Source organism: Methanocalculus pumilus (assembly GCF_055382585.1).
In genome coordinates, this window is sequence record NZ_AP042393.1 from 1,790,365 (window position 1) to 1,814,569 (window position 24,205).

The 24,205-nt window shown below is 51.7% G+C and carries 32 protein-coding genes and 2 tRNA genes; 23 read left to right on the forward strand and 11 right to left on the reverse strand.

What is annotated here, in order from left to right; all coding sequences use genetic code 11:
* Positions 1 to 75 precede the first annotated feature (75 nt).
* Genes ACZ44I_RS09450 through ACZ44I_RS09460 form a run of 3 tightly spaced genes read left to right on the forward strand, consistent with a single transcriptional unit; the run spans position 76 to position 3,376 of the window.
* On the forward strand, positions 76 to 552 hold the full coding sequence (locus ACZ44I_RS09450; protein ID WP_464576502.1) for an ArsR family transcriptional regulator: 477 nt from the start codon (positions 76 to 78) through the stop codon (positions 550 to 552).
* Positions 539 to 1,345, forward strand: coding sequence for a DUF7839 domain-containing protein (locus ACZ44I_RS09455; RefSeq protein ID WP_300333014.1), 807 nt, complete (start codon positions 539 to 541; stop codon positions 1,343 to 1,345). Before ACZ44I_RS09450 ends, ACZ44I_RS09455 begins: the two co-directional genes overlap by 14 nt.
* Positions 1,346 to 1,351: 6 nt before the next feature.
* Positions 1,352 to 3,376 (forward strand): DEAD/DEAH box helicase, encoded by a 2,025-nt coding sequence (locus ACZ44I_RS09460; RefSeq protein ID WP_464550492.1) that lies wholly within the window; start codon positions 1,352 to 1,354, stop codon positions 3,374 to 3,376.
* Between the two features lie 211 nt (positions 3,377 to 3,587).
* On the opposite strand, the gene ACZ44I_RS09465 is transcribed toward ACZ44I_RS09460, so the two are convergent.
* From ACZ44I_RS09465 to ACZ44I_RS09515, 11 genes are all read right to left on the reverse strand, one after another.
* Complete coding sequence (locus tag ACZ44I_RS09465) at positions 3,588 to 4,424, reverse strand: hypothetical protein (RefSeq protein WP_464550490.1); 837 nt, start codon at positions 4,422 to 4,424, stop codon at positions 3,588 to 3,590.
* The gene (locus tag ACZ44I_RS09470; RefSeq protein WP_464550488.1) at positions 4,421 to 5,299 is read right to left on the reverse strand and encodes a polymer-forming cytoskeletal protein; all 879 of its coding nucleotides are present in this window, start codon (positions 5,297 to 5,299) and stop codon (positions 4,421 to 4,423) included. Before ACZ44I_RS09470 ends, ACZ44I_RS09465 begins: the two co-directional genes overlap by 4 nt.
* A 13-nt stretch (positions 5,300 to 5,312) precedes the next feature.
* Complete coding sequence (locus tag ACZ44I_RS09475) at positions 5,313 to 6,548, reverse strand: 2,3-bisphosphoglycerate-independent phosphoglycerate mutase (RefSeq protein WP_464550486.1); 1,236 nt, start codon at positions 6,546 to 6,548, stop codon at positions 5,313 to 5,315.
* A gap of 61 nt (positions 6,549 to 6,609) precedes the next feature.
* Positions 6,610 to 7,224 (reverse strand): 30S ribosomal protein S3ae, encoded by a 615-nt coding sequence (locus ACZ44I_RS09480; RefSeq protein ID WP_464550484.1) that lies wholly within the window; start codon positions 7,222 to 7,224, stop codon positions 6,610 to 6,612.
* Between the two features lie 29 nt (positions 7,225 to 7,253).
* Positions 7,254 to 7,499, reverse strand: a complete 246-nt coding sequence (locus ACZ44I_RS09485) for a KEOPS complex subunit Pcc1 (RefSeq protein WP_464550482.1) — start codon at positions 7,497 to 7,499, stop codon at positions 7,254 to 7,256.
* Positions 7,496 to 8,710: a DHH family phosphoesterase gene (locus ACZ44I_RS09490; RefSeq protein ID WP_464550480.1), complete on the reverse strand. Its 1,215-nt coding sequence runs from the start codon at positions 8,708 to 8,710 to the stop codon at positions 7,496 to 7,498. Before ACZ44I_RS09490 ends, ACZ44I_RS09485 begins: the two co-directional genes overlap by 4 nt.
* A 3-nt stretch (positions 8,711 to 8,713) precedes the next feature.
* On the reverse strand, positions 8,714 to 9,172 hold the full coding sequence (locus tag ACZ44I_RS09495; RefSeq protein ID WP_460372029.1) for a 30S ribosomal protein S15: 459 nt from the start codon (positions 9,170 to 9,172) through the stop codon (positions 8,714 to 8,716).
* Positions 9,173 to 9,400: 228 nt separating this feature from the next.
* Positions 9,401 to 10,570 carry a KamA family radical SAM protein gene (locus ACZ44I_RS09500; RefSeq protein ID WP_464550478.1) on the reverse strand — a complete coding sequence of 390 codons (1,170 nt, stop codon included), beginning with the start codon at positions 10,568 to 10,570 and terminating at the stop codon, positions 9,401 to 9,403.
* A 229-nt stretch (positions 10,571 to 10,799) separates the two neighbouring features.
* Positions 10,800 to 11,192, reverse strand: coding sequence for a Zn-ribbon domain-containing protein (locus tag ACZ44I_RS09505; RefSeq protein ID WP_464550476.1), 393 nt, complete (start codon positions 11,190 to 11,192; stop codon positions 10,800 to 10,802).
* Positions 11,193 to 11,200: 8 nt separating this feature from the next.
* Complete coding sequence (locus tag ACZ44I_RS09510) at positions 11,201 to 11,581, reverse strand: DUF2073 domain-containing protein (protein WP_464550474.1); 381 nt, start codon at positions 11,579 to 11,581, stop codon at positions 11,201 to 11,203.
* 5 nt (positions 11,582 to 11,586) lie between these two features.
* Positions 11,587 to 12,228: an Era-like GTP-binding protein gene (locus tag ACZ44I_RS09515; protein WP_464550472.1), complete on the reverse strand. Its 642-nt coding sequence runs from the start codon at positions 12,226 to 12,228 to the stop codon at positions 11,587 to 11,589.
* A gap of 241 nt (positions 12,229 to 12,469) precedes the next feature.
* On the opposite strand from ACZ44I_RS09515, the gene ACZ44I_RS09520 reads away from it, so the two are divergent.
* The 20 genes from ACZ44I_RS09520 (at position 12,470) to amrB (ending at position 24,205) form a co-directional block, all read left to right on the forward strand.
* The gene (locus ACZ44I_RS09520; protein ID WP_464551624.1) at positions 12,470 to 13,015 is read left to right on the forward strand and encodes a CBS domain-containing protein; all 546 of its coding nucleotides are present in this window, start codon (positions 12,470 to 12,472) and stop codon (positions 13,013 to 13,015) included.
* Complete coding sequence (locus ACZ44I_RS09525) at positions 13,012 to 13,770, forward strand: CBS domain-containing protein (protein WP_464550470.1); 759 nt, start codon at positions 13,012 to 13,014, stop codon at positions 13,768 to 13,770. Before ACZ44I_RS09520 ends, ACZ44I_RS09525 begins: the two co-directional genes overlap by 4 nt.
* 9 nt (positions 13,771 to 13,779) lie before the next feature.
* Complete coding sequence (locus tag ACZ44I_RS09530) at positions 13,780 to 14,721, forward strand: CBS domain-containing protein (RefSeq protein WP_464550468.1); 942 nt, start codon at positions 13,780 to 13,782, stop codon at positions 14,719 to 14,721.
* Between the two features lie 6 nt (positions 14,722 to 14,727).
* Entirely contained in the window at positions 14,728 to 15,564 is an 837-nt protein-coding gene (locus ACZ44I_RS09535) for a CBS domain-containing protein (RefSeq protein ID WP_464550466.1), read from the forward strand.
* A complete protein-coding gene (locus tag ACZ44I_RS09540) occupies positions 15,561 to 16,337 on the forward strand; it encodes a CBS domain-containing protein (RefSeq protein WP_464550464.1) in 777 nt (258 codons plus the stop codon). Before ACZ44I_RS09535 ends, ACZ44I_RS09540 begins: the two co-directional genes overlap by 4 nt.
* Before the next feature lie 73 nt (positions 16,338 to 16,410).
* Positions 16,411 to 17,388 carry a deoxyhypusine synthase gene (locus ACZ44I_RS09545; protein WP_464550462.1) on the forward strand — a complete coding sequence of 326 codons (978 nt, stop codon included), beginning with the start codon at positions 16,411 to 16,413 and terminating at the stop codon, positions 17,386 to 17,388.
* Positions 17,389 to 17,485: 97 nt separating this feature from the next.
* Positions 17,486 to 17,570, forward strand: a tRNA-Ser gene (locus ACZ44I_RS09550).
* Between the two features lie 27 nt (positions 17,571 to 17,597).
* On the forward strand, positions 17,598 to 18,047 hold the full coding sequence (locus ACZ44I_RS09555; RefSeq protein WP_464550460.1) for a 30S ribosomal protein S13: 450 nt from the start codon (positions 17,598 to 17,600) through the stop codon (positions 18,045 to 18,047).
* A gap of 13 nt (positions 18,048 to 18,060) precedes the next feature.
* The gene (locus tag ACZ44I_RS09560; RefSeq protein WP_464550458.1) at positions 18,061 to 18,606 is read left to right on the forward strand and encodes a 30S ribosomal protein S4; all 546 of its coding nucleotides are present in this window, start codon (positions 18,061 to 18,063) and stop codon (positions 18,604 to 18,606) included.
* Between the two features lie 2 nt (positions 18,607 to 18,608).
* Positions 18,609 to 19,004, forward strand: coding sequence for a 30S ribosomal protein S11 (locus ACZ44I_RS09565; RefSeq protein ID WP_292736998.1), 396 nt, complete (start codon positions 18,609 to 18,611; stop codon positions 19,002 to 19,004).
* Complete coding sequence (locus ACZ44I_RS09570) at positions 19,004 to 19,831, forward strand: DNA-directed RNA polymerase subunit D (RefSeq protein WP_464550456.1); 828 nt, start codon at positions 19,004 to 19,006, stop codon at positions 19,829 to 19,831. The genes ACZ44I_RS09565 and ACZ44I_RS09570 overlap by 1 nt, the downstream gene beginning before the upstream one ends.
* Positions 19,832 to 20,194, forward strand: coding sequence for a 50S ribosomal protein L18e (locus ACZ44I_RS09575; protein ID WP_464550455.1), 363 nt, complete (start codon positions 19,832 to 19,834; stop codon positions 20,192 to 20,194).
* A gap of 6 nt (positions 20,195 to 20,200) precedes the next feature.
* A complete protein-coding gene (locus ACZ44I_RS09580) occupies positions 20,201 to 20,623 on the forward strand; it encodes a 50S ribosomal protein L13 (RefSeq protein WP_464550453.1) in 423 nt (140 codons plus the stop codon).
* A 14-nt stretch (positions 20,624 to 20,637) separates the two neighbouring features.
* The gene (locus ACZ44I_RS09585; RefSeq protein WP_292736990.1) at positions 20,638 to 21,039 is read left to right on the forward strand and encodes a 30S ribosomal protein S9; all 402 of its coding nucleotides are present in this window, start codon (positions 20,638 to 20,640) and stop codon (positions 21,037 to 21,039) included.
* Positions 21,040 to 21,070: 31 nt separating this feature from the next.
* Positions 21,071 to 21,259 carry a DNA-directed RNA polymerase subunit N gene (locus ACZ44I_RS09590; RefSeq protein WP_300333725.1) on the forward strand — a complete coding sequence of 63 codons (189 nt, stop codon included), beginning with the start codon at positions 21,071 to 21,073 and terminating at the stop codon, positions 21,257 to 21,259.
* Positions 21,260 to 21,265: 6 nt separating this feature from the next.
* Positions 21,266 to 21,340, forward strand: a tRNA-Pro gene (locus ACZ44I_RS09595).
* A 33-nt stretch (positions 21,341 to 21,373) separates the two neighbouring features.
* Positions 21,374 to 21,568 (forward strand): DNA-directed RNA polymerase subunit K, encoded by a 195-nt coding sequence (locus tag ACZ44I_RS09600; protein ID WP_300333730.1) that lies wholly within the window; start codon positions 21,374 to 21,376, stop codon positions 21,566 to 21,568.
* Complete coding sequence (eno, locus tag ACZ44I_RS09605; protein WP_464550450.1) at positions 21,565 to 22,755, forward strand: phosphopyruvate hydratase; 1,191 nt, start codon at positions 21,565 to 21,567, stop codon at positions 22,753 to 22,755. The genes ACZ44I_RS09600 and eno overlap by 4 nt, the downstream gene beginning before the upstream one ends.
* Positions 22,752 to 23,375, forward strand: coding sequence for a 30S ribosomal protein S2 (gene rpsB / locus ACZ44I_RS09610; protein WP_464550448.1), 624 nt, complete (start codon positions 22,752 to 22,754; stop codon positions 23,373 to 23,375). Before eno ends, rpsB begins: the two co-directional genes overlap by 4 nt.
* 41 nt (positions 23,376 to 23,416) lie before the next feature.
* The gene (gene amrB / locus ACZ44I_RS09615) at positions 23,417 to 24,205 is read left to right on the forward strand and encodes an AmmeMemoRadiSam system protein B (protein WP_464550446.1); all 789 of its coding nucleotides are present in this window, start codon (positions 23,417 to 23,419) and stop codon (positions 24,203 to 24,205) included.

Here is a 24,205-nt window from a genome sequence, read left to right on the forward strand (position 1 = left end):
GAATTACAGAGCAATATAGTACATAGGGTTTTTGCAGTGACGGATCATCCTAAGACGAAAATTGTAAGCGACCCGGTGGAGCTAGTACCTCTGCTTGTTACGTTTAACAACTCAGGGTATAAAATGATTTATGAATTGCTCTCGAAGGCATGGGTTACTGAAGAGGAACTGAATCAGCAGTATGAAGGTGAATGTATCAATCATTGCCTGAAGATGCTGAAGAAAGGAAACCTTATAGACGAGCAGTGGAGAACAGTTCCGGGAAAGAAACCCGAGAAGGAATACCGGGTAAATTATCAGAAGTTCAGGGCAAATTTCCAGTGTACAATGGAGGATCTCGTCTCGATGCTCTATATATCCACATCTAACGACGAGACACTCAGGGAACTATCCGATAACATAAAGGCTGAAGTTGATTCAGGCAACACCTCCATCGGCGAGATCGCGCGGAAAGTTGGTGTAAAACCTATCTATGTCAAGGGCATAGCAAAGCGTCTGCCACATTTTGATGTCCGGGGACAGGGGTTGATACTCCTTGATGGAGAAAAGTAAAGATCCCCTTGGAAATCTTCTCAGAAGTAAAAGGGAGACGACCAGGTTTCAGGTTCTCGTCGAAGTAGCCGAGCACCAGCCATCAATACGCCAGCAGGAGATCGCCGAGAAGCTCGGGGTGACCCCGCAGGCAATCTCCGAGTACATCCGCGATCTCGCAGATGACGAGCTGATCACCGCAGAAGGACGCGGCCGGTACAGTGTCACCCGGAAGGGAATTGAGTGGGTGCTCTCAAGTGCGGAGCAGCTCGAGAGCTATGCACGCCATATCAGGCGGGATATCATACAGCAGGTAGCCATATGGGCTGCAATTGCCGGAGAGGACCTGAAGAAAGGCGATTCTGTCGGCGTCTTCATGAAAGGGGGATGGCTGTATGCAGGAAAGGAGACCCAGTCAGCAACAGGCATTGCCATCGATGATGCTGAGAAGGGAACTGATGTAGGGGTTGCACGGTTGAGCGGGATCATCGAGCATACCGAAGGATCGGTCTTCGTCTGCAAGGTTCCCCGGATCGAACGGGGCGGGTCCCGTGTCGTTGAACGGGACCGGCTCTTCAAAATTGTGCAGAAGGCAGAGATCGTCGGTGCAGTCGGGGTTGAGGCATATATGGCACTGAAACGGTCAGGCATCAGGTCAGATATGTTCTATGGCGCACGTGAAGGTGTCATCGAAGCAGCATTTCACGGTATGAACTGTGCAATCATCGTTGTTGATTCTGAGTTCACCGACTTTATCAAACGTCTTGAAACCGCAGGACTCTCCTATACCATCCACGATCTGGCGGTGCAGTAAGCACCTATGAGCGCGATCATCCTCCCCTGGAAGAAAGCCTATCGGATCCTCTTCTTTGATGACCGGAGAATCCGCCATGTCGGCACCGTATCCCTCGCGAGAACGACACGGGGGATACGGCCCGATGAGTTTATGGTTCGAAAGCCGGGTGCATCCCATCTGAGAAAGACACCCACAAAGGATCTCCTTGTCGCTCTCCGCCAGGGTGACGTATACCTGACCCAGCATGATGCTGCTTTTGAAGATTTTCTGGAAAACCTGCAGATACCATATTCCTTTGTCGATATATGCAGAATCTGCCTCCTGGAAGATCAGATCACCCAGCTCTCCAAAGAGACAAAAATCCGATGCGGCCGTGAGCTGATCTGCCCGGATTGTGCAAAGAAAGAACTCTCACGCGAACTGTCTCATCTCAGAAAGCTTGGGAAGAAGACCCGTGCGCATATTGAAGATCTCCTGATGGAGCACCGGGATCTCGAGGCAGTCCTTGCGATAATCCAGCCGGAGAGCCTCGATATGAAGAAGACCCTCTTTGACAGGGTCGATGCGCATCCGGTTTCAGATACACAACGGCTTGAAGAGCTCCCACTCCCCCGCGAGTTTGTGGATGCAGTCTCTATTACCACCCTGATGCCCGCTCAGCAGCTTGCGGTGGAGTCAGGCCTCCTCTATGGGAAACACCTGCTTGTCGTTGCAGCAACAGCCAGTGGGAAGACATTTATCGGAGAGATGGCAGGTCTCAAGAACCTTCTTGAAGGACGGGGACGCCTCCTCTTCCTGGTGCCGCTGGTTGCATTGGCAAACCAGAAGTATGAGCGGTTCTCCGCGACCTACAAGAACCTGGCAAGCGTCTCCATCTCAACTGGCGTCTCCCGGCTGAACCTCCCCGAAACACGATCCCCTGCACGGCGGGATGCGGGATCGGATATCATCATCGGGACATATGAAGGGGTCGACAATATCCTCAGAAGAGGGCGGCAGCTTCGGAATATCGGGACTGTGGTGATCGATGAGGTGCAGATGCTCGAAGATCCGGAGCGTGGCCACCGGCTCGACGGGATGATCGCCCGCCTGAAGCATATCGCCCCAAAGACGCAGTTCATCTATCTCTCGGCAACAATCGGTGCACCCCATCTCCTCGCAAAGAAACTGAATGCGAATCTGGTCACCTATGCAGAGCGGCCGGTCTCACTTGATCGCCATCTCCTCTTCATTGAACGGGATGCGAAGATCCCAACGATCAAGCGGCTGATCTTCGAAGAGTTTGGGAAGACCTCTTCCAAAGGATTCAAAGGGCAGACGATCGTCTTCACAAACGCACGATCCCGCTGCCACCAGATCGCAGATGCAATCGGTCCCCGTGCAGCCCCATACCATGCCGGACTCACGGCACAGGAACGAAGAGATATCGAGTCCAGGTTCACAAAAGGAAAACTTGCCGCAGTCGTCACAACGGCCGCCCTTGCAGCGGGTGTTGACTTCCCCGCATCACAGGTGATCTTTGATGCCCTGGCAATGGGGATTGAGTGGCTGACTGTGCAGGAGTTCCACCAGATGATCGGAAGAGCCGGTCGGCCCGACTTCCATGATGCGGGGCGTGTCGTGATCCTGGCTGAGCCCGGCGGCTCATATTCACGTGAGTCGAAGGCGACCGAGGAAGAGGTGGCGATCAACCTTCTCAGGGGCGTGATGGAGGAGGTCGCGCCCGTCTACGGGATGGAGGAGAGCAGTGAAGAGTATGCGGCTAATGCCGTTGTTGCCCGCGGAATCGAGCAGGATCTTGAGTCCATGAACGAGCGGATGGTCGGAACACTCGAGGATGCCATCCCCGAGATGGAGAAGTACAGGCTGATCCATCGAAAAGGCGGTGTGATCGAGCTCTCGCCGTTCGGTAGGGTGATGGCAGAACACTTCATCGGAGTCGAACGGCTGAAGCGGATACGCAGCCTTGTCCGGGAAGAGGATGATCCCCTGATGATCCTTGCGGATCTCGAGTGCAGGACCGATGAGGACGAACAGAAGGGGAGGTAAAAACATCCCCTCTCACTCCGTCCTGAAGATACCGCTACAGACCACGTACTCTTTTCCGTCACTTCTGGCTAGAAACTATAAAACAATCAGGGAATACTGATGTAAACCCTTCACCATTCTGTGCATATCCTGAATTTGGAAGAGAGGTATTTATGTTTTCTGAAACAGTGATAAAAGGATGGATTCTTCTTGTGGAGAAGAGTGAGAATCCTCATCCCACACAGACCCACCGGTCATAGATCGGGTCACGGTCATTCTCAAAGACCTCGATCTTCCGGTCCACCGATGCACCCCACTCCCTGATCAGCCCCGACTCCCGTTCGGTCCCAACAGTGATCAGCGCCTCCTCACAGAGATCAAAGAGCACCATAACAAGCTCTTCCCAGAGATCTGTTCCAAATGAGTGAATCTCACCGAGCATAATCCCAAGCCCCCTTTCTGCCGGAGGCAGGAAGACATCGGCAGTCCTGCCATCAATACAGAGGGTTCCTTCCGGATCCAGCCTTCCTGCAATCAGCCCCCGGGCGATGAGCGCCTCATCATTATCATAGGCAAGCGGATCCATCCCCATCTTTGATACAATGGCTGATCCGATCCCCGAACCACAACAGCAGTCGATGCATGGACCTGATCCGGTTGTACCCCAGACCTCGTGGATCAGGGATTCAAGTTTTACTGTCCTGTCCGGGGGGACATCCTCAAATGCAGGATCAACTACAGCACCGATCTCTTCGGCAAATGACCTCCGAACAGCCTTTTCCCAGAGATGCCGCTCTGTCTGGTAGAGATCACCCCCAACCTGCTCAAATCGTTCGATCTCATCGCCCGTCATCTGCCGGTACAGGCAGGTTGATGCCCACCAGGTTACACCGTCTTTTGAGAGGGCGAACGCCAGTGGTTCATCCTCGGTATCAATAAGAAGCCTGGCACAATCGTCTCTGGCGGGGAGGGCAAGGAGATCGGAAAGATACTCTGTCCCTGAAAGATCCCCAAAAGAAGGCTCAACAAATGCGAGGTTTTCAACCTCAAAAATTTCTTCAGCTTTCATCTCTTCTTCCTCTGTATCGTCAGTCCGCCGATTGATTTGATGACACCCTCAACGGTTGCATTTTCGTCCATCGTCACCCGCTGCCCTTCCACATTTCCAAGGATCCGAACAGACTCTTCAATGACAACGTCATGTTCGGCCTCCACATTCCCGTGTATTTCTGCACCAGAAGAGATCGCAATGGAATCTGTTGCCCGTATACTTCCAAAGAGGGTGGTATTCGATCCAACCGTTGCCTTCTCTCCCCTGATCTGCCCATGGAGCCTGCATCCTGAGCCGATCATAATTGAGGTCTGCACCTGGAGCCGGGATTCATCAAGGTGGGTTTTTGAGGGAAGCATAAGTGGATGAGCATCATCTTCACAGATCTCCTCAATGAACCTGTCGATCTCTTCCTCATGTTCGAGCCTGAGCATCGTCAGGACATAAAGGAGGATATAGAGGATCACCGGCATCGGATTTCTGACCTCGATATCGCCACGAGCATCAAATCCCTTCTCGATCATGACGTTATCACCGATATCGAGATTCCCCATCACAGAGAGTTTGCCCCGGATCGTAACACCCTCGCCGATGAAGGCATCTGCATCGCAGACGAGGTTGCCGGCAATTTCACAGAAGTTGCCGATCCTGAGATCACCCTCTGCGATTACATCACCATTCAGGGTACAGGACTCTGCTATGAAGACATCATACCCTGATATCCCATAGTCGATTCGTGAATGATCGCCAACGATCACATCACCCGGTGCCTTGAGTATACGTTCCTGCAGCTCGGTATTATCAGGGATGACACATCCCTTTAACGTCAGCCGTTCCAGTTGAATCTCGTCAGCGACGGAACCATTCTGAGCCGGGACTGCATTCTCCTCCATACCAACCTGCACCTCATGCTCCATACTTTTCAGATCTATTGATCAGATCAACCAGTATCGGCATAAGATCTCCGCCACGGATCCTGCCAAGCCCACCTGTTGCAGCGGAGATCTCATCAAATAAAGAAACTGAATCCACCCGTACTCCGGGACCATGGATAATGATCGGCACCGGATCGCCCGCATGATCCATCACCGAACAGGGTGTCGTATGATCACTACAGACTGCAATAATGATATCGTTTCGTTCAAGGAGTGGTGCCAGTGCAGAATCGATCACCCCGATGAAATCACGTTTCAAAAGAGGCTTTCCATCATGTCCAAACTCATCTGCGCCCTTGATATTCAACAGCACAAAATCCTTTCTCTCAAGCTCTTTCTCTGTATATGCAATTTTTGCCTTGAGATCGGAATCAGCCGATCCGGTGATCCCAGGCACAGGTACCGGCTCAAGGCCAACTACCGATCCGATTCCCGATATGAGGGCAGCCGCCGAGATAACACTCCCGGTCATCCTCCATTTCTCGGAGAACGGCTCAAACCGCCCCATCACCCCGGCACCGCGGATCAGAACAACATTTGCCGGAAGAAGCCCCTCGGCTATCCTCTGCTTATTCAGAGGGTGATCGAAGAGGATCTCCTGTGACTGGCGGAGGAACTCATTTGCCACCTCGGCGGTGCGGAGATCAGATCCGGCATCCGTCATCGGTCGGATTGGAAGCGGGGGGAGCTGTTCGTGTTTTGGATCATTGGAAGTTACACTTGCACCAAGCCCCTCACCACGGAATGCCAGAGCCGCACGGTGCCCTGCACCGGGTTCAAAGAAGAATTCCACACCAAACGATGAGAGATCGACACCATCCCGGATCGCAGCACAGAGAGGTTCAGTTGAAGAGATCCGCCCGGCTCTCCTGTCGATGATCGTTCCGTTCGAATCAAGGGTTCCGAAATTGCCACGGAACCCGATCATCCCGGCTTCCATTTTTATTCCACATCCTTCAGCTTCAAGAGGGCCCCTTCCCGTATAGTAACGCTTTGGAGGATATCCAAGAAGGCTCAGGTGTGCGGTATCTGATCCCGGCCGGATACCGGGAGCAATGGTATCCATGATTCCGCAGACGCTCTCCTTTGCAAGGCGGTCTAAAACAGGTGTTGCCGCCGCCTGAAGAGGCGTCTTCCCATCCAGTGCATCACACGGCCGATCGGCAATACCGTCAAGTACCAGGAGAAGTATCTTCTGCGCAGTCATTCTGCATAGAGATACACCTCAATATGTTATGAGGATGCCCCTTTGTGGAGCGAAAAAAAAATTATGCGGCAATGGCCGCAGCCTTCTCAGCTGCCGTCCTTACCGCTTCGGATTTGATCACATCGATTCTGCGAATCGGGAAGATCGTCCGTGATTCCTTAAAGATCTCGCGCGAGATATCGCCAGTAACCGCTGCCTTTGAGAAGGTATCGTAATCCATCTCAGAAGCAAGGCGGGTAACAACCTCAACCATCTTTGCCCTGATTGCATGGATATGCGAGAGTTTTGCCCGGTTCAGTGTGAAACAGGTGAGTGTCACCTGAATTTCTCGGCCACCCTGCACTTTCAGGGTCACGGTCGAGTCGATCCGTGATGTCCGCCGCTTTACATTTGAACGGATATAATCACGGGTTACCTCATGACCGATGAACTCGGTATAGGCTGCATCGCCTGCGACATTGTTAATCCGAAACTGCATCTTAATGTACTGTTTGGAGTAGTCCTGTGCAATCTCACCGAGTGAGACCTGCATAACGCGACCAACCATGTTTGCGGGATCTGCCGAGACAATATCCCCGATAAACACTTTACCAAAGACCTCAGGGGTATAGACTTTGTACCAGCTCTTCGCCTTCCAGCCTTCGACCCTGCGTCCAACCTGCTTCTTTTTTGCCATCGTATCACCAAATTACCATAATCTACGATTTATGCCTGTTCTTGTTCCATCTTTTTCATTCTCTCAGAACAGAGTGAATCTGCAATCGAGAGATTCATCAGATAATCGTCAATAGTTGCGATTGCCGAACGCAACGGCATGTCGCGAATCACCATCTCAACATAGTCCTGAGATATATGCATCTCCATAGTGTCCGTATTGTCAGGAGAGAGACTCCCTGCAACACAATCGGGCGAAGCATGGTATGACCGGATCCGGCCACTCTCGATCTTCATGCCGAAATCGCCTCCATAACCGCCTGCCGGAAGAGTGTATCTGTTCCGGCAGGAATTGTTGCCCCTGCCCTTTTCATGTGCCCGCCGCCACTTCCGCCTACAGCGGCAGCAGCGGTTTTGACAATGGTATCAAGATCCAGGTGAAGACCAGGAGGCGTTCTGGCAGAGACAGAGCAAAGTTCATCATCTCCTGTGATCACAAAGACCGGGGATGACCGTGTGAGATCGGTTGAGAGGAGATCGGCAACATCGGACGAGACTGTCTGGTCATTCACCCGGTACCACCCCTCATCGATCTCTTCGGCTGAGCCAATTCCCTGAAGAATCCTCTGCCGGAATTCCGAGAAGATATCCCATGCTTCCTCCAGTCCGGCAGGATCCCCCATACATATGGATACGGCAAGACCGCCACGTCCGGATTTTCCGCAGGCATCGATAACAGCTGACATCGCAGGAGCCCAGGGGATCACCTCACGCTCAAGCTGATAGCTGTCAGATACAAGCCTCTGAAGCGCAATCGCAGATGCGGTTTCATCGACACCGAGTACGAGCCGCGAGAGGAAGAATGAATCTTCTTCTGCAGGTCGATCCGGATGGACGAGCGCCGCCATCTCCCTGCACACAGTCTCATTGCCGGATATCCCCGGAAGATATGGATCTGTTGCCAGGAAGAGGCGATCATAGAGAGTCCGGCCGGCAGGCATGAAGCCCGGCCTGGTCGAGATCACCCCGTTGCCAATCCCTTCATTCAGGATCTCACGGTTTTGACCCAGAAACTCCTGCCTGTCCCCGATTGCTCCAAGGATTGCAAGCCCCGCGAGGTCGCGGTTCTCACCAAGCTCCCGTGCGACATAATATGCAGCTCCCGATGCCGAGAGTTCAAGATCTCCATCGATGCCCGATAACCTCGGGTTGACATGGAACTCACCCGAAAATGACGGGACATGGTGGTCGATAACCATTACTGATTCAGGGAGATCGGGAATTGATGACCCAAAGTCGCAGAGGAGAACCGGTGTGTCGTCTGGGATCATCTCTCTCTTGATTGTTGAACGAATATGAAGATGAAATGGAACGTGAATTCTTGTTAACGCCGTACAAAGAATTGATGCCGCTGCTACCCCATCGACATCGTGATGGGCATAGATCTCCACAAAGCCTGATGACTTCAGGTGTTGTGCAAGCAATTCAGTTGACGGCGAAAGAGGCATAATTTATCGTGAAAGGAGAATCTCTGCGGTCTCCGGTTTGTATGTCCACCCTTTCGGGAGCTTTCCTGACTTTGTATAGTACCTGACCAGTCTTCTGACTTTTGACTCGGTCAGCTGGAGCTGGCGCTTGTTGTGGATATCCTTCTTATTTTCAGAGAGATGCTTCCGCATTCCAAGAGCCTTCTGCATCAGGTTCCGAAGATCTTCTGGGATCTCGGAGACGAGATCGTTCTCCTTCAGGATTGTGCCGATACGTTTACCGGTCACCAGCTTGATATCGGGGACACCGTACTTGTCCCTGAGCGTCATACCGATGACAGAGGAAGAAAGGCCATCCTTCTTCATTCCAACAATCAGCTTCTCGATCTCAGCGAGATCGGTGTTGGACCATTCCGGAATATCCGTTCTATAAGGACGGACAGAACCCGACGATCCTCTCCGTCGTGCATGCATTCGTGCCATGTATACCTCATTTTTTGTTTAGCTGCCTGCAAGGGAGTGCAGGAGTGTCCGGCAGTTGCCATTCACTGTAAGTCACGAAAAGAGCCTAAACTGACTCGTCGTAATCCCAAGCCCCCATAACGGGCAGTGCCATCGAGCACGTCGGACTTACCTCAGCCAGCACATACTGTGCGGTATATTAATAGAACAGGTAAGACTTTAAGAGTATCGGAGGGAAGGGGGGAACCTTCACTCCGAGAGGGCATCGGCTTCCGGGGGTGCGCCGATCACCAGATCATTGTGGGGGTCATCCATTGAGGAGAGGGGGCATTCGTCGACGATCGATACATAATCATCAAACCAGTATGCCGAGGGGTTTCTCCGGCAGACGACAACCTTGCCCATCTCTTCTGGATCTGCTGCCTGATGATACTTCAAGACCACGTAATCCTTCGTGCAGGCAGAAATTTCGATCTTCCCGGTGGCATGCGACATCACAAACCGTGCACGCTTGGCAATGCCGGAGACCTGTGATCTGGCCTCCTCAAATATCCGGTAGCTCTCCTCGATCGGGACAGAATAGATATGATTTCCATATGTCGGGCGGCACTGGAAGATATAGTAGGGAGATACCCCGATGAAGGAGAGTTTCCTGAAGAGTTCGGCCAGCAGATCACCAGAATCATTTATTCCGCGTAGAATCGGTGTCTGGTTCAGGATCATGACACCCGCATCAATCAGAGCTGAAATTGCCTTTTCGGCCTCCGGCGTGATCTCTCGCGGGTGGGTAAACTGGCTCATCAGGTAGATACGCTTCTCAGGCAGGCTGTATTCCTTCAGGAGATCAAGTAGTTCGGCATCCTCTGAGATGCGCATCGGATTGTATGCAGGCATCTTGCTCCCGATCCGGATGATGTGAACATGATCAATCGTTCTTATCTCTGCGATAATCTCGCGGAGTTTCTTTGTCGGGAGCATCAGGGGATCGCCACCGGTGAGGAGGACGTTTGTCACCTCGGGATGTTTCCTGATGTAGTCAATCCCGGCTGTCACATCAGGAGAGATCTCATCTGCCCCCTCAACAAAGAGGCGTTTTCTGAAGCAGTACCGGCAGAGGCCAGCACACCTGTCTGAGACGAGCAGGAGGCCGGTACGTGCATACTTATGCTGAAGACCAGGTACTGCCGTGTATTTCGATTCGCCTGAAGGATCAAGATCGCCATCTTCAGCCTCAATCTCACCAGGATCCGGAATGATCAGCCTTCTGATCGGATCATATGGATCAGACCAGTCGATGAGGTTCAAGTAATATTCACTTGCCTTGAAAGAGAACCAGTTTTCAACTTTCCCGATATCTTTCTTCTCCTCAGCCGAAAGCCTTGGAATCTGAGAGACCGATGTGATATAGCGTGTTGTCATAGAATCACCTCCGTGACGGGTATCTTTCTGTACCAGTGTATGATACAATCGATAGAAACGACACACCCCGGAACAAGCATACAAAGAGAATGCATGGTGCAGTCAGGTGGCCACTATTGTTAGAAATCCAGTTACCTATGGCTCATCATACTATTTAAATATTGTTAGGGAAGTGGAAATAATGCGAAAATAAAGCTTTAAAAAGGAAATTGGGCGATTATTGATGAGATTATTTCTTCGTCTTCGGCTTTTTGCCTTTTGCCTTTGACATCGAGATGAGATCAACGACATAGCTGCCATCCTTTCCGACACCAATAACCCGCTCATCACTTCTGGCAAGTTTCTCAATATTTAACTCATAACTCCCAGGACCAACGATCCGGACACTCTCGACCCGATCGTACATATCTGCATGAGGTTTTTCAGGGGTTTTAACTTCAAGGATCGGTTCGTTCGTCTCTTCTGCGATCTCAGTGATACTCTTCTCTTCAAGGACGTCCTTATGCCTCACCTTCTCGCTGACGTAGAAGAATTTCTTTCCGCCACAGCTTGGACACCCCCTCAGGATCTCGGTTGAGCCATCCCGAAACTCGCGGCCACACTGGGTACATTTGTGAGGCATGATACTGATTATCCTCCCGAAGTGAGCGAGGCCCATGCAACAAGCCGATCCCGCTCAATCTTCAGCATCTTCAACTGACCCGCAGGGCCGATCACGGTCATTCTTCCCTGCCGGGGTTTCTTCCCTTTGAAGAGTCGCCCAAATATGCCACCGGATTCGGCCTCTTTACCGGGATAGGTCTCCATCTCAATCCCTGAAAAGCCACCGGGCCGGATCTCTCTCATAGTCACCTCAACCAGCATACTCTGTTCATCCGGAGTCAGACCATGCTCAAGGACAACAATGTTGCCGAGCATGACCGAATCGAGGATCGTCCTGATCTTCTCCATTGTTGTAAGATTTGTAAGCCGGTCTGCTGAGATGAGTTCGATTTGTACTCCCTGTATCATTGAGATCACCTGAAGTGTTCGGTCATCATATCATAGAGCTCTTCCATATTTGTCCCTTCAAGTCCCGATAATGAGATGACCGGGTGCTGGGGGAATGCACTCTTGATACGCGATGGTGCTGCATCGGGGAGGTCTGTCTTATTTGCGACGATCACAACCGGGAGATCCCGGCTCTCGATAATCCCGACCATCATGATATTCACCTGCATGAAAGGATCCAGTGTGCTGTCCATCACATAGATGACTCCATGGATATCCTCCCTGAGCCAGTGCATTGCCTCTGCAACACCCTCGGTTGCCTCACGTGCACGTGAGATTGCTTCGTCCTGCTCAAGGCCGTATTCCAGAAACTCATGATAATCGATCTTGGTTGTCACACCCGGAGTATCGACAATATCCAATAAGAGGGTATTTCCGTTTGCTCCTGTGATCACCACATCTTCCCGTCGCCGTGCCCGGCGTGTTTCATGCGGAATCTCAGAAACAGGACCAATCGCATCACCCGAACAGTCACGGACGATCCGGTTCGCCAATGTGGTTTTCCCTGCATTTGGGGGGCCATAAATGCCTATTCTGGAACGTTTCCTGCGAAAAATATTCTGAAAAAAATTACTCAATCTTTTTTTAGCCCGAGTAAACATACTCATCTGTCAACCCCTGAACACTGGCAGTTTTCTGGTCTGCCATGGTACTTGTACTCTTCTCCCAATTCTTATTAATACTACCCTCCTATTGCCAAAAAAAGTTCTGGTGAGGGGACTCTGCAGACCAGAACCATCTCAAGGCGTCTGGTTTACGAATCTTTTAATATGGGCGTTGCATAGTAGATGTGTCATCAGCGAAGAGAGCAGAAAAGGAGGTGAAACGAAAGTGAGACAAAATGACAACATGGACTTCGAAACCCGCGTCCCTGTACGGGAGGTGATGAAACTCAATCCGACCACAATCGATGCCAATGCAACAACTGCAGAGGCTGCACGAGCAATGTGCCGTGATGAGGTCGGGAGCTGTATCGTGCTACAGAACAATCTGCCGATTGGCATTGTTACTGAGGAGGATTTTAACTGCAAGGTTATGGCAAAGGACAGAAAACCTGGCGAGGTATATGTAAAGGAAGTGATGAGCACCCCGCTGATCACGATCGATTCAGATGCAGCTATTGCCGATGCTGCACGAATGATGGTCATTAACCGTGTCCGACGGTTACCGGTCGTGAATACAGAGAAGAAAGTCATCGGAATCCTTACTGTACGGGATATTCTCAGCGTAGCAAATGAGATCAACGAGATTATGAACGATCTGATCGTCATAAACCGCATGAACGACTACCATGCCGGAGTCTGCGACAGGTGTGGAAGCATGTCTGACGATCTCATGTATCTTGATAACCAGAACATCTGCCCGGTATGCCGTGATGAGGAGTCTATCCAATGAAAGTCTCAGGCGATCTGCTGATAGAGGTGCATTCCCTCCATAAAGATGATTACGTCACCCATGCACGTCAGATCTTACGTGATGATGTGTATCGTGAGATTTATGTCACCGATGAGAAGGGACATCTCACCGGTATGATCGATATCACCGATGTCCTGAAGGTAACCGATACCCGATCGAACGTGACCATCTCGGGATTTATCCGTGAAGCACCATCTGTTACCATGGATACCTCCCTTGAGATGGTCGGATCGACTATTCTGAAAGCAGGTACAGACAGTGTTCCTGTCCTGAAAGAGAATAGTGTATTCATCGGAGCAATTCTGTTCAGGGACCTCTTTCCGGTTCTGGTATCACGCCATGAGATCACCGGAAACGTTTGCGATGCAATGACAAAGAATGTGATCTGCTCGGAAGCGGACTGGAGCATCCAGAAAGTATACTCAAGGATCGTCGAGAGTGGATACGCATCCCTCCCGGTTGTAACCAATCAGAAACTGATTGGCATCATATCACGCCGCGACCTCATTGAAAACGGCAGTATCAGGCGATCACTTGGAAACAGTACAAAAACATCCATATCCCGTGTCATGACAACACCGGTATTTACAACGAGCCCTGACGCCACAGTCTCCGAAGCTGCCAGCATCCTTGTCACCCATGACATCAGCCGCATTCCTGTGGTCGAAGACGGGACTGTCGTCGGCATTCTGGATCGCCATGATGTCCTGAAGAAACTTGTACAAAAAACGTAAGGGATCACCATGCATGAGAATACAACAGGCCAGAACAAAGGTGAACGCCACCTAATGATGCAGGGAAAGTTGAATCGGGGGCCGATAGAATTCAAATCGCGCCCGGCAGACAGGAAGGGCGGGATCATGGCCATTTCTACTGCAAACGTTGTCAGTGTTCCTCCGACGATGAGCATCTGCGATGGTGTTGCAACGATGACACGTGAGGGATTCCGCAGGTTGCCGATCACCGATGCCGGGAGCGGTCAGCTCAGGGGCATCATCACGGTATCGGATATTGTCGACTTCATGGGAGGAGGAGACCGCTACAACCTGGTAAAAACCAAGCATAAGGGTAATTTTCTCTCTGCAATTAATGAAAGCCTCAGGACGATCATGACCGAACAGGTGATGACACTCCGTGAGAGTGATGATATCGACGATGCAATCGACCTGATCGTCAATAAAAGACATGGCGGTGCACCGATCATCGATGATGAGACGAAAGTTGTCGGAATGGTGACCGAGCATGACCTTTTAAAAGCCCTCTTCATGGGCCAGAGCCTCCTCTCGGTCGAGGATGTAATGTCAGAATCACCGCGGGTAACCAACCCCGACTGCTCGATTGCCGATGTTGCCCGGCAGATGAATAAATACCATTTCAGAAGACTCCCGGTCGTCTCGGGTGATGTCCTCTTTGGGATCGTCACGGCTACCGACATTATGAAGTATGTCGGCTCCGGCGAGGTCTTCAGGACGATCCAGTCAGGAGATGTGAGTGAGGCTACAGCACTACCGATCCGATCGATCATGACGGGATCTCTCCAGACAACGACGCCTGACAAGAGTATCAATGACATTGCACGGGAGATGGTACAGAAGCGCATCGGAGCATTCCCCGTCACAGAAGATGCACGGCTTATTGGGATGATCACAGAATTTGACCTTGTCAGAACACTCGCATCAAGGTGATGCACCATGATTGTACAAGAGATAATGTCAGCCCCGGTCTATGTTGTCAATACGCAGGAGAACATCGCATATGCACGCAACCTGATGCTAAGACATAAGATCTCCCGGCTCCTTGTGATGGATGAGGAGAGACTTGCCGGAATCATAACCAAGAAGGATATTGCATATGGGTTCCGGCAGCATGACCCCATCTGGAGGAGAAGGCCGATCGACAGGATTCCTGTTGAGGTGATGATGCGTAAGGATCCAATTACGGTATCGCCGGATCTTCCGGCTTCCAGAGCCGCGGGAATAATGCTTACTCATGATGTAAGCGGGCTTCCGGTCATGTCCGGTGAGCATGTCGAGGGGATCATCACAAAAACCGACATCATGGCATCAGGAGAGGTTGACCGGATCACTGCAACAGTCGGCGATATCATGGAGGATGTGCTGACCGTTTCACGGTACCATTCGCTCAATCACGTCATTGATCTCATCAGGGAGAGAAACGACAAGATCCTGGTGATCAACAATGACGGAACCCTTGCCGGGGTGATCACCGAGTCAAACATAGCATTCTTCGATTCCTTCGACCAGAACGGTGTGCCGGAGCGGGATATTGTACACCTGAGAAAGGAAGAATCCGGAGGGCCCAAGAACCGGCGGCATGTCCGGCAGTTGTCCGGGATCGCAGAAGATGTGATGTCGAGGCCTGTGATCACCATCAATCCGGCTGAATCAATATCAAGTGCGATTGCGTTGATGCGAGAGCACCATATTAACAGTATCATCGCCGAAGAAGACGGTGAGATCAAAGGCATATTAAAAAGGGATGACATACTGAAAGAGGTAGCACAATGACGACGAAACCAACCATCAAAGACATCATGTCAAAACCTGTCAGTATTGCGAAATCAGCCCCCATCACAGAGGCGCTTGACAGGATGCTCAGCGAAGGGATAGATCCAATCATCGTTACCAACCAGGGCAAGGTCATCGGAACCGCTTCACGCCGGACAATTGCCGAGAAGATCGGCAGCAAGAAGACCGGAGCCATTCCTCCAACCCAGATCCATGTTGCAAATGTGGTTAAAGAGGACTTTACCTTCGCATATCCCGACCAGGATATCGATCTTCTCATCCCCCTCCTCCAGAACTATAAGATCGTGGTTGTTCTGGATGCAGAACATAAGCTGATCGGAATGGTCACAATGGGCGATCTGCTGAAGGTCATGAGACCCGACTGTCCGCTTGAGGATGTCATCGAGCTCGCACCCAGAATCTCTCCAGATGATCGGATCGTCCACCTTCACCGGAGAATGGTGGATGACTCGGCAACCCGGTTCATTGTCAATGACAACGGACGCGTCCTTGGTATCGTCACCGAGACCGATCTCGCCCGTGCCCTTGTGAAACTCAAGGAGATGGTTGAGGTGAAGCATCATGATAACCGGATTCGGAACCTGATTGCACAGGATATCATGAGCACTCCTGTCATATCCGTTCCAATGGGAACACCAGTCGGGGCGATCATCGACCTGATGACCGAGAAGAATATCAGTACTGTACTTGTAACAAATGATGAGAAGCCAATCGGCCTCGTAACCCGTAGATCGATCATCAGTGCACTCTGATCATCATCTTTTTTTTTGATCTTTTTCCGCCTTCATCCCTGCATTTAATACTTCACGCAGCAATGTAACTGGCATGGAGCTGACCCCCACCACTCCGGTGAAACCAACCGAGCGGATCGCCGATCTCCTCGATGCGATGAGCAGAACCGGTTTTCAGGGACGAAAACTGGGTGAAGCATACATCATCTGGAGAGAGATGATTGCCGATTCTGACTGCACAATCCTTCTTGGCGTCTCGGGTGCGATGGTCCCGGCAGGCATGCAGGAATGCCTCATTACGCTTGCTGAGCGGCATTTCATTGACGGTATCGTCTCAACAGGCGCAAATATCTTCCATGACATCTGCGAGCATCTTGGTATCAGGCACTATCGGGGCCATCACCATGTCGATGATGCAGCACTCTTTGAGAAGGGGATCGACCGTATCTATGACGTCTTTGCCTATGAAGAACAGTTCAGAAGTGTCGACCAGCAGGTTGCTGACTTTATCGATTCGATCGCCCCGTTCCAGGGATCAAGCCGCGAGCTGATCAAACAGCTTGGAGAATGGCTCATCGAGACCAGGCCTGAGGGGCGATCCCTGACCGCCACCTGTGCCAGGGAAGGCATACCCATCTTTGTCCCTGCACTCGCAGATTCATCCATTGGGATCAGCATGGTTATGGCCCGGAGAGCAGGAACAAGCGTAAACATTGATCAGATCGCAGATACTGATGAGATCACCCGGATCGTCGAGAAGGCAAAGAAGACCGGAGTCGTCTATATTGGCGGCGGCGTTCCGAAGAACTTCATCCAGCAGACACAGGTGATTGCTTCCATCCATGAAAGCGATCTCGGCGGCCATGCCTATGCCATTCAGTTCACCACAGACGCCCCCCACTGGGGAGGACTTTCCGGATGCACCTTTGAAGAGGCGATAAGCTGGGGGAAAGAGGCGATCGCCTGCCCCCGTGTCCAGTGTTTCTGCGATGCAACTATCGCCATCCCCCTCATGACCTCAGCACTCGTCTCCTCAGGCAGTGTACGGCTGAGAAAGGATGGCAACCCATAACCATTAATACCCTTTTCTTCCAATAGTATAGAGCACTCACTTTATGGAGCGGTGTCTATTCACGCACTGCGAGTGTCGAAAGATGCGAAATGACTCTGTTGAGGTAGCCAAGCCTGGTATGGCGCAGGTTTGCTAAACCTGTGTCCCCCTGGGACTCGAGGGTTCAAATCCCTCCCTCAGCGCTCCAAGGAGAATAAGAGGAAGAAAACATGGAAGAATCCGAACTGAATTACTTCGTACGCGTCAGTAATACCGATCTCGACGGCACCAAGCAGGTACAGATCTCACTGACGGGCATCAAGGGCGTGGGAATCCACACCGCGCTCGTTCTGGCACGCAAGGCCGGCGTCAATACCCACGATCTGATGGGTAAGCTCTCTGATGAAGAGGTTGACCGGATCCGCGCTGCTGTGGACGAGTACGTAGAGACAGTCCCGACCTGGATGATGAACAGACCAAAAGATCTCTATACCGGACAACCCCGTCACCTCCTCGGTGTCGATGTCTCCCTCACCCTTGAGGAGGATATCAATATCATGAAGAAGATGCGCTGTTACCGGGGCATCAGGCATGAGACCGGCCAGAAGGTACGTGGACAGCGGACCAAAGCAACCGGAAGAACCGGAACAACGGTCGGCGTATCCAAGAAGAAGAAGTGAGGGGTGAGTACATATGGGATATCCAGGAAAGAACCACAAGCAGTACCAGTCTCCAAAACGCCGTTTTGAAAAGGCGCGGATTGAAGACGAGCGGAATATTGCAATCACGTTTGGACTCAGGAACAAAAAGGAGATCTGGAAGGCAACCCATATCCTCCGTCGCCACAGGCAGGGTGCGAGGGACATTCTCGCAATGAGCTCCGGCGGTATTGACGAGGCACAGGTTGAGGCACGCCGCGAAGAGCTGCTCCAGCATCTCCAGAGATATGCCCTTGTCGGTGCAGGAGCCACCATCGACGATGTGCTCTCACTGAAAGTCAGCCATATCCTTGAACGCCGTCTCCAGACGATCGTCTACAGGAAAGGACTTGCCCGCTCACCAAAACAGGCCCGCCAGCTGATCAACCATGGCCACATCGCAATCAACGGCAGGCGAATGTCAATTCCAGGATACATGGTTCCACGAGCCGAAGAGGATCAGATCAGCTATTATGGAACATCTTCGCTTGCAAAGGAGAGCAACCCCGAGCGGGGCCGTATCAATAATGTGAGGGTCTGAAGATGGCAGCTGAGAACGATAAATGGGGTATTGCCCATATCTATGCATCCTTTAACAACACGATCATCACCGTGACCGATCTCTCCGGTGCAGAGACTATCTGCAAGAGCAGTGGCGGCATGGTCGTGAAGCAGGCACGGAACGAGAGTTCACCCTATGCAGCGATGCAGATGGCAATCAATGTAGCACAGGCTGTCCGGGACAAAGGGTTCGTCGGCCTGCATGTAAAGGTCAGGGCACCCGGCCGCGGCAAACAGCGGAGTCCGGGACCTGGAGCACAGGCAGCGATCCGGGCACTATCCCGTGCCGGTATCCGCATTGGCAGGATCGAAGATGTCACCCCGGTCTCACACGACAGTATCCGGGCTCGCGGTGGCAGGCGGGGAAGGAGAGTCTGATGGAGATCGTATTCGGCAGGGTCGATGACTCAATCGTACGATTTACCCTGAGCGGTGCCTCCGAAGCATCTGCTAACGCCCTCAGGCGGGCGATGATCGGTGAGGTTCCAACACTCGCTATTGAGGATGTCAGGATCTATGACAACACCAGCGTCCTCTTTGACGAGATGCTTGCACACCGGATCGGCATGATCCCAATCAAGACCGATCTAAGCAGATTTGTCAGGAAAGATGCATGCAAATGCGAGGGGGTCGGCTGCCCGCTATGTCGGGTCATATTCACTCTGACCGTTGAGGGGCCAGGAACAGTCACCTCAGGGGATCTCGTCTCAGAGGATCCGGAGACAGTCCCTGTCGATACGAATATTCCTCTCGTAAAACTCTGGAAAGACCAGAAACTTGTCATCGAGGCGGTCGCATATCTGAACACCGGAACAGAGCATGCAAAATGGCAGGCGACCGTTGCATGCGGATACAAACAATATCCTGTGATCGAGGTAACAGACCAGTGTGACGGGTGCGGGATGTGTGTCGAAGAGTGTCCGCGAGCCGTTCTTGAAGTCAAAGGACAGACAGTTCGTGTCGTTGACGGGAGATTAGAGGTATGCTCACTCTGCAAGCTCTGCGAGAAGGCATGCATCGGAACCGGTATCGGAGATGAGTCGGCCATCCACGTCAAAGCAGACAAGACAACATACCTCTTTACAGTCGAGAGTGACGGATCGCTTCCGGCACAGCAGATCGTTGAAGAGGGGATCCGATATATCAGAAAACGCTCTGATGAACTCATAGAATCTTTACATGAAATATCAATGGAGGGACAGTAGATGAAGAGAACGGGCAAGACTAACCCGCGCCTGACAAATCTCATCAGGATGCTCAGGAGTGTATCCCATGAGAATGAGGCACAGATCTGGCGTGAGATTGCAAAGAGGCTCGACACGTCCAGCAATAACTATGCTGAGGTCAACATCGGCAAGATCAACCGCTATGCACAGGAGGGCGAGATCATCCTCGTCCCCGGCAAGGTGCTTGGAAGCGGAGTGCTTGAACATTCGGTGAGAGTAGCAGCATTAAACTTCTCCGATTCAGCCCGTGAAAAGATCACACAGGCGAGCGGCGATTGTATGACGATTGAAGAACTGGTATCGGCAAATCCACAAGGAAGCCATGTCCGGATACTGAGGTGAAGAGCAATGGTAACGATCATCAATGCAGAAAATCTCCTCCTCGGAAGGCTTGCGAGCATCGTCGCAAAGCGGGCACGCAATGGCGAGGAGATCGCTATTGTCAATGCCGAGAAGGCGATCCTCTCAGGAAGCAGAGCCGAGATCCTCCAGAAATACCATCAGCGAAGGGTTCGCGGATCTGTTGAGGGCGGACCGTTCTTCCCACGCCGCCCGGACGACATCATGAAGCGGTCAATCCGCGGAATGATTGGATACAAGACAGGTCCTGGTGCAGAGGCATTCCGGAGAGTCAAAGCCTATGTCGGAGTTCCTGAAGAGTTTGCCGGGATGGAGATGGAAGTGCTTGAGGAAGCACACCGGAACAGGTTGAGCAAGCCAAGGTACGTTACGCTTCAGACCATAAGCCAGAACCTTGGAGCTAAATTCTAAGCAGAGGGATTGAATTGACAAAGATTATCAATACAAGCGGAAAGAGAAAGACTGCGGTCGCTCGCGCCACCCTACGTGAAGGTAAAGGCAGGATCAGAATCAACTCGGTTCCTCTCGAAGTATATGGATCTGAACTGATCAGGATGAAGATCGCAGAAGCACTCGTCCTTGCACCAGGTGTAGCAGATACAATCGATATCGATATCGATGTATCCGGCGGAGGAATCATCGGACAGGCAGAAGCGATCAGAACGGCACTTGGCCGTGGCATCCTCGGCTGGACAAACGATCCGGCGATCAAAGAGGTGTACCTTGCATATGACAGGACCCTTCTTGTGAATGATTCACGCCAGAAAGAAGCGAAGAAACCTCATGGACGCGGTGCAAGGAAGAGATTCCAGAAGTCGTACCGTTAAATATAAGCAGACTAATAAGGAATCGGGGACAATGATACCTGTACGATGTTTCACCTGTGGAAAAGTCATTTCCACGGCATGGGATGAGTTTAAAGAGCGAAAAGCAGCAGGCGAGGATCCTAAAGAGATCCTCGATTCCCTCGGTTTGGAACGTTACTGTTGCAGAAGGATGCTCCTCTCGCATAAGGAGATTATTAATGAGCTGTATCCCTACCAGTAAGGGGGGGGGGTCGTGGGGTAGCCTGGACTATCCTATTGCGTTCGGGACGCAGTGACCTGAGTTCGAATCTCAGCGACCCCATTTCTGTTTAAAAAAATTTTAAGGATGATTATCATGATATCCTACACTCGATATGAGCGAGCCAGGATCATAGGAGCACGAGCTCTCCAGATATCGATGGGAGCCCCGGTTCTTGTGAGAACAGGACGCATTGATCCCCTGGAGATTGCACTTGAGGAGTTTGAGCAGGGACTTATTCCCATCACCGTCAAGCGCCATTTCGGGGAGAGGGAAGTCGTGGTGACATGACGGCAATAGAAGCAGTCACACTCAGAAGCATCCTCGACAGCCGGGGAAACCCGACTATTGAGGCTGATATATGGGTGGAAGGGGGATTTGGTCGTGCAGCTGCTCCAAGCGGCGCAAGTACCGGAACCCATGAGGCTGTTGTACGGCCGCCTGAAGAGGCGATTCCTTTCGCATACACCACCGTCATCCCCGAGCTGATCGGCCTTGACTCCCATGACCAGAGGAACTTCGATCGTATTCTCCGCGAATGTGACGGAACAGGCAACTTTGGATCAATCGGTGCAAATATCGCCGTTGCGCTCTCTCTTGCAAATGCAAAGGCGGCTGCATCGGCATATGGCATGGAACTCTTCACGTATCTCGGCGGAGTCTTTGCCGAAGATGCACCACTTCCGCTTGGTAATGTCATCGGTGGCGGGGCACACGCATCAGGTGCAACTGAGATTCAGGAATTTCTGGTCATTCCGATCGGGGCATCCTCCACAAAAGAAGCCGTCTTCACGAATGCCCTCGTCCACAAGGAGGTCAAAAAACTCCTGACTGCACAGGGGATCACCTGTGGGAAAGGTGATGAAGGGGCCTGGGCGCCACAGATCAGCGACACGGAAGCTCTTGACCTGATAGGCTCAGCCATCGACACCGTCTGCGATGAGACCGGCGTTACCGTTGCCATCGGCCTTGATGTTGCGGCGACCGAACTCTGGGACGGGGAGCGGTACATCTACCGTGAACGGAGCCGGACCACCGAGGATCAGATCGCCTATATCGCTGATCTCGTCGATGAATACGGTCTTGTATATGTCGAAGATCCACTCCACGAGGAGGATTTTGAAGGGTTCTCCACCCTCACAGACCAGGTTAATGACAACTGCCTCATCTGCGGAGATGATCTCTTCGTCACAAATCCTGAGCGAATCCAGAACGGCATCGAAATTGGATCTGCCAGTGCCGTTTTAATCAAGCCAAACCAGATTGGAACACTCACCGATACCTTCGAGGCAGTCCACCTTGCAGAGCGGTTTGGCCTGGAGACGGTGATGAGCCATCGGTCAGGAGAGACGACAGATGAAACCATCGCCCACCTCGCTGTTGCATTCGGGTGCATCTACCTGAAATGCGGCATCGTTGGAGGCGAACGAATAGCGAAACTGAATGAATTAATACGTATTTCGGAGAATTTTGAATGAGCGAGAATGAACTTGATATCGAACTGAACGAACCTCTTGTACCGGTTGAGGAGTACCTTGCAGCAGGCGTTCACATTGGGACACAGCAGAAGAGCAATGAGATGATGAACTTCATCTACCGGGTTCGTGGAGACGGACTCTACATCATTGACATCAGAAAGACAGATGAGCGGATCAAACAGGCAGCAACATTCCTCTCCAGGTTTGAAGCACCAAAGATCCTGGTAGTTACCTCACGACAGTACGGCCAGTATCCTGCACGCAAATTCGCTGAGGTAATCGGCGCAATGGCCTCAACCGGACGATTTATTCCCGGAATGCTGACAAACCCGGCCTTAAACGAGACCACGCTGAACAAGTATATCGAACCGGATGTCGTTATTGTCACTGACCCGATCGGTGATGCACAGGTGGTTCGTGAAGCAGTTCAGAGCGGGATTCCGACAATCGCCCTCTGTGATACAAACAACAGCCTGCGGAATATCGATCTCGTCATTCCAACAAACAATAAAGGCAGAAAAGCTCTCTCCATGATCTACTATCTCCTTGCAAAGGAGATGCTCAGGATTCGCGGTGTCACAACATCGCTCACCCCGGAAGACTTTGAGACCGATATTTAAATAGTCTGAAGAACAACTGCCAGATGAGGTGGGGGAGACCTATGGAGATCCGTAACTGTAGAATGGCAGGGATGTTTTATCCGAAAGAGCCCGGGCACCTTGAACAGGTGCTCGAGATGTTCTTTAAGACGAAAACAGACCGGCTTCATCCCCTTGGCATTGTTGTACCTCATGCCGGGTATCCATATTCAGGTGCTGTAGCAGCCCGTGGTTATGGGTGCATCGATCCGGGTTTTTCCGGAACCTTCATTGTCATCGGCCCAAGTCATCGCGGATACCGCACCTGTGTCTCCACACGGCCATGGGAGACGCCACTTGGGATCATCACCAATGATGAGAGGCTCTCTCTGGCACTTGAAATCCCGGTTGATGAGGATGCTCACCAGGAAGACGAGAACTCGCTCGAGACACAGATGCCATTCATAAAATACCGGTTTCCACGTGCCAGAATCACCCCGATCCTGATGGGCGATCAGTCTCCGGAAGAGGCAGAAAGACTATCTGGTCGGATACTCTCGGCACTTCAGACAACGAAAAAAGAAGCAATCATCGTCGCATCAAGTGATTTTTCACATTATATCCCACGAAGCGAGGCTGAAAAACTCGATTCAAAGGCAATCGAAGCAATCCTTTCACTCGACAGCGATGAACTCTACGAGCGTATCATAAAGCTCGGCATATCAGCATGTGGCTACGGCCCCATTGCCACGATGATCCGTGCCACTTCCGATCTCGGTGCCGAGAAAGGTATGCTCCTCTCATATATGACAAGCGGCGATGTGACCGGGGATCCTGAAGTCGTTGGTTACGCAGCCATTGCGGTGGTATAG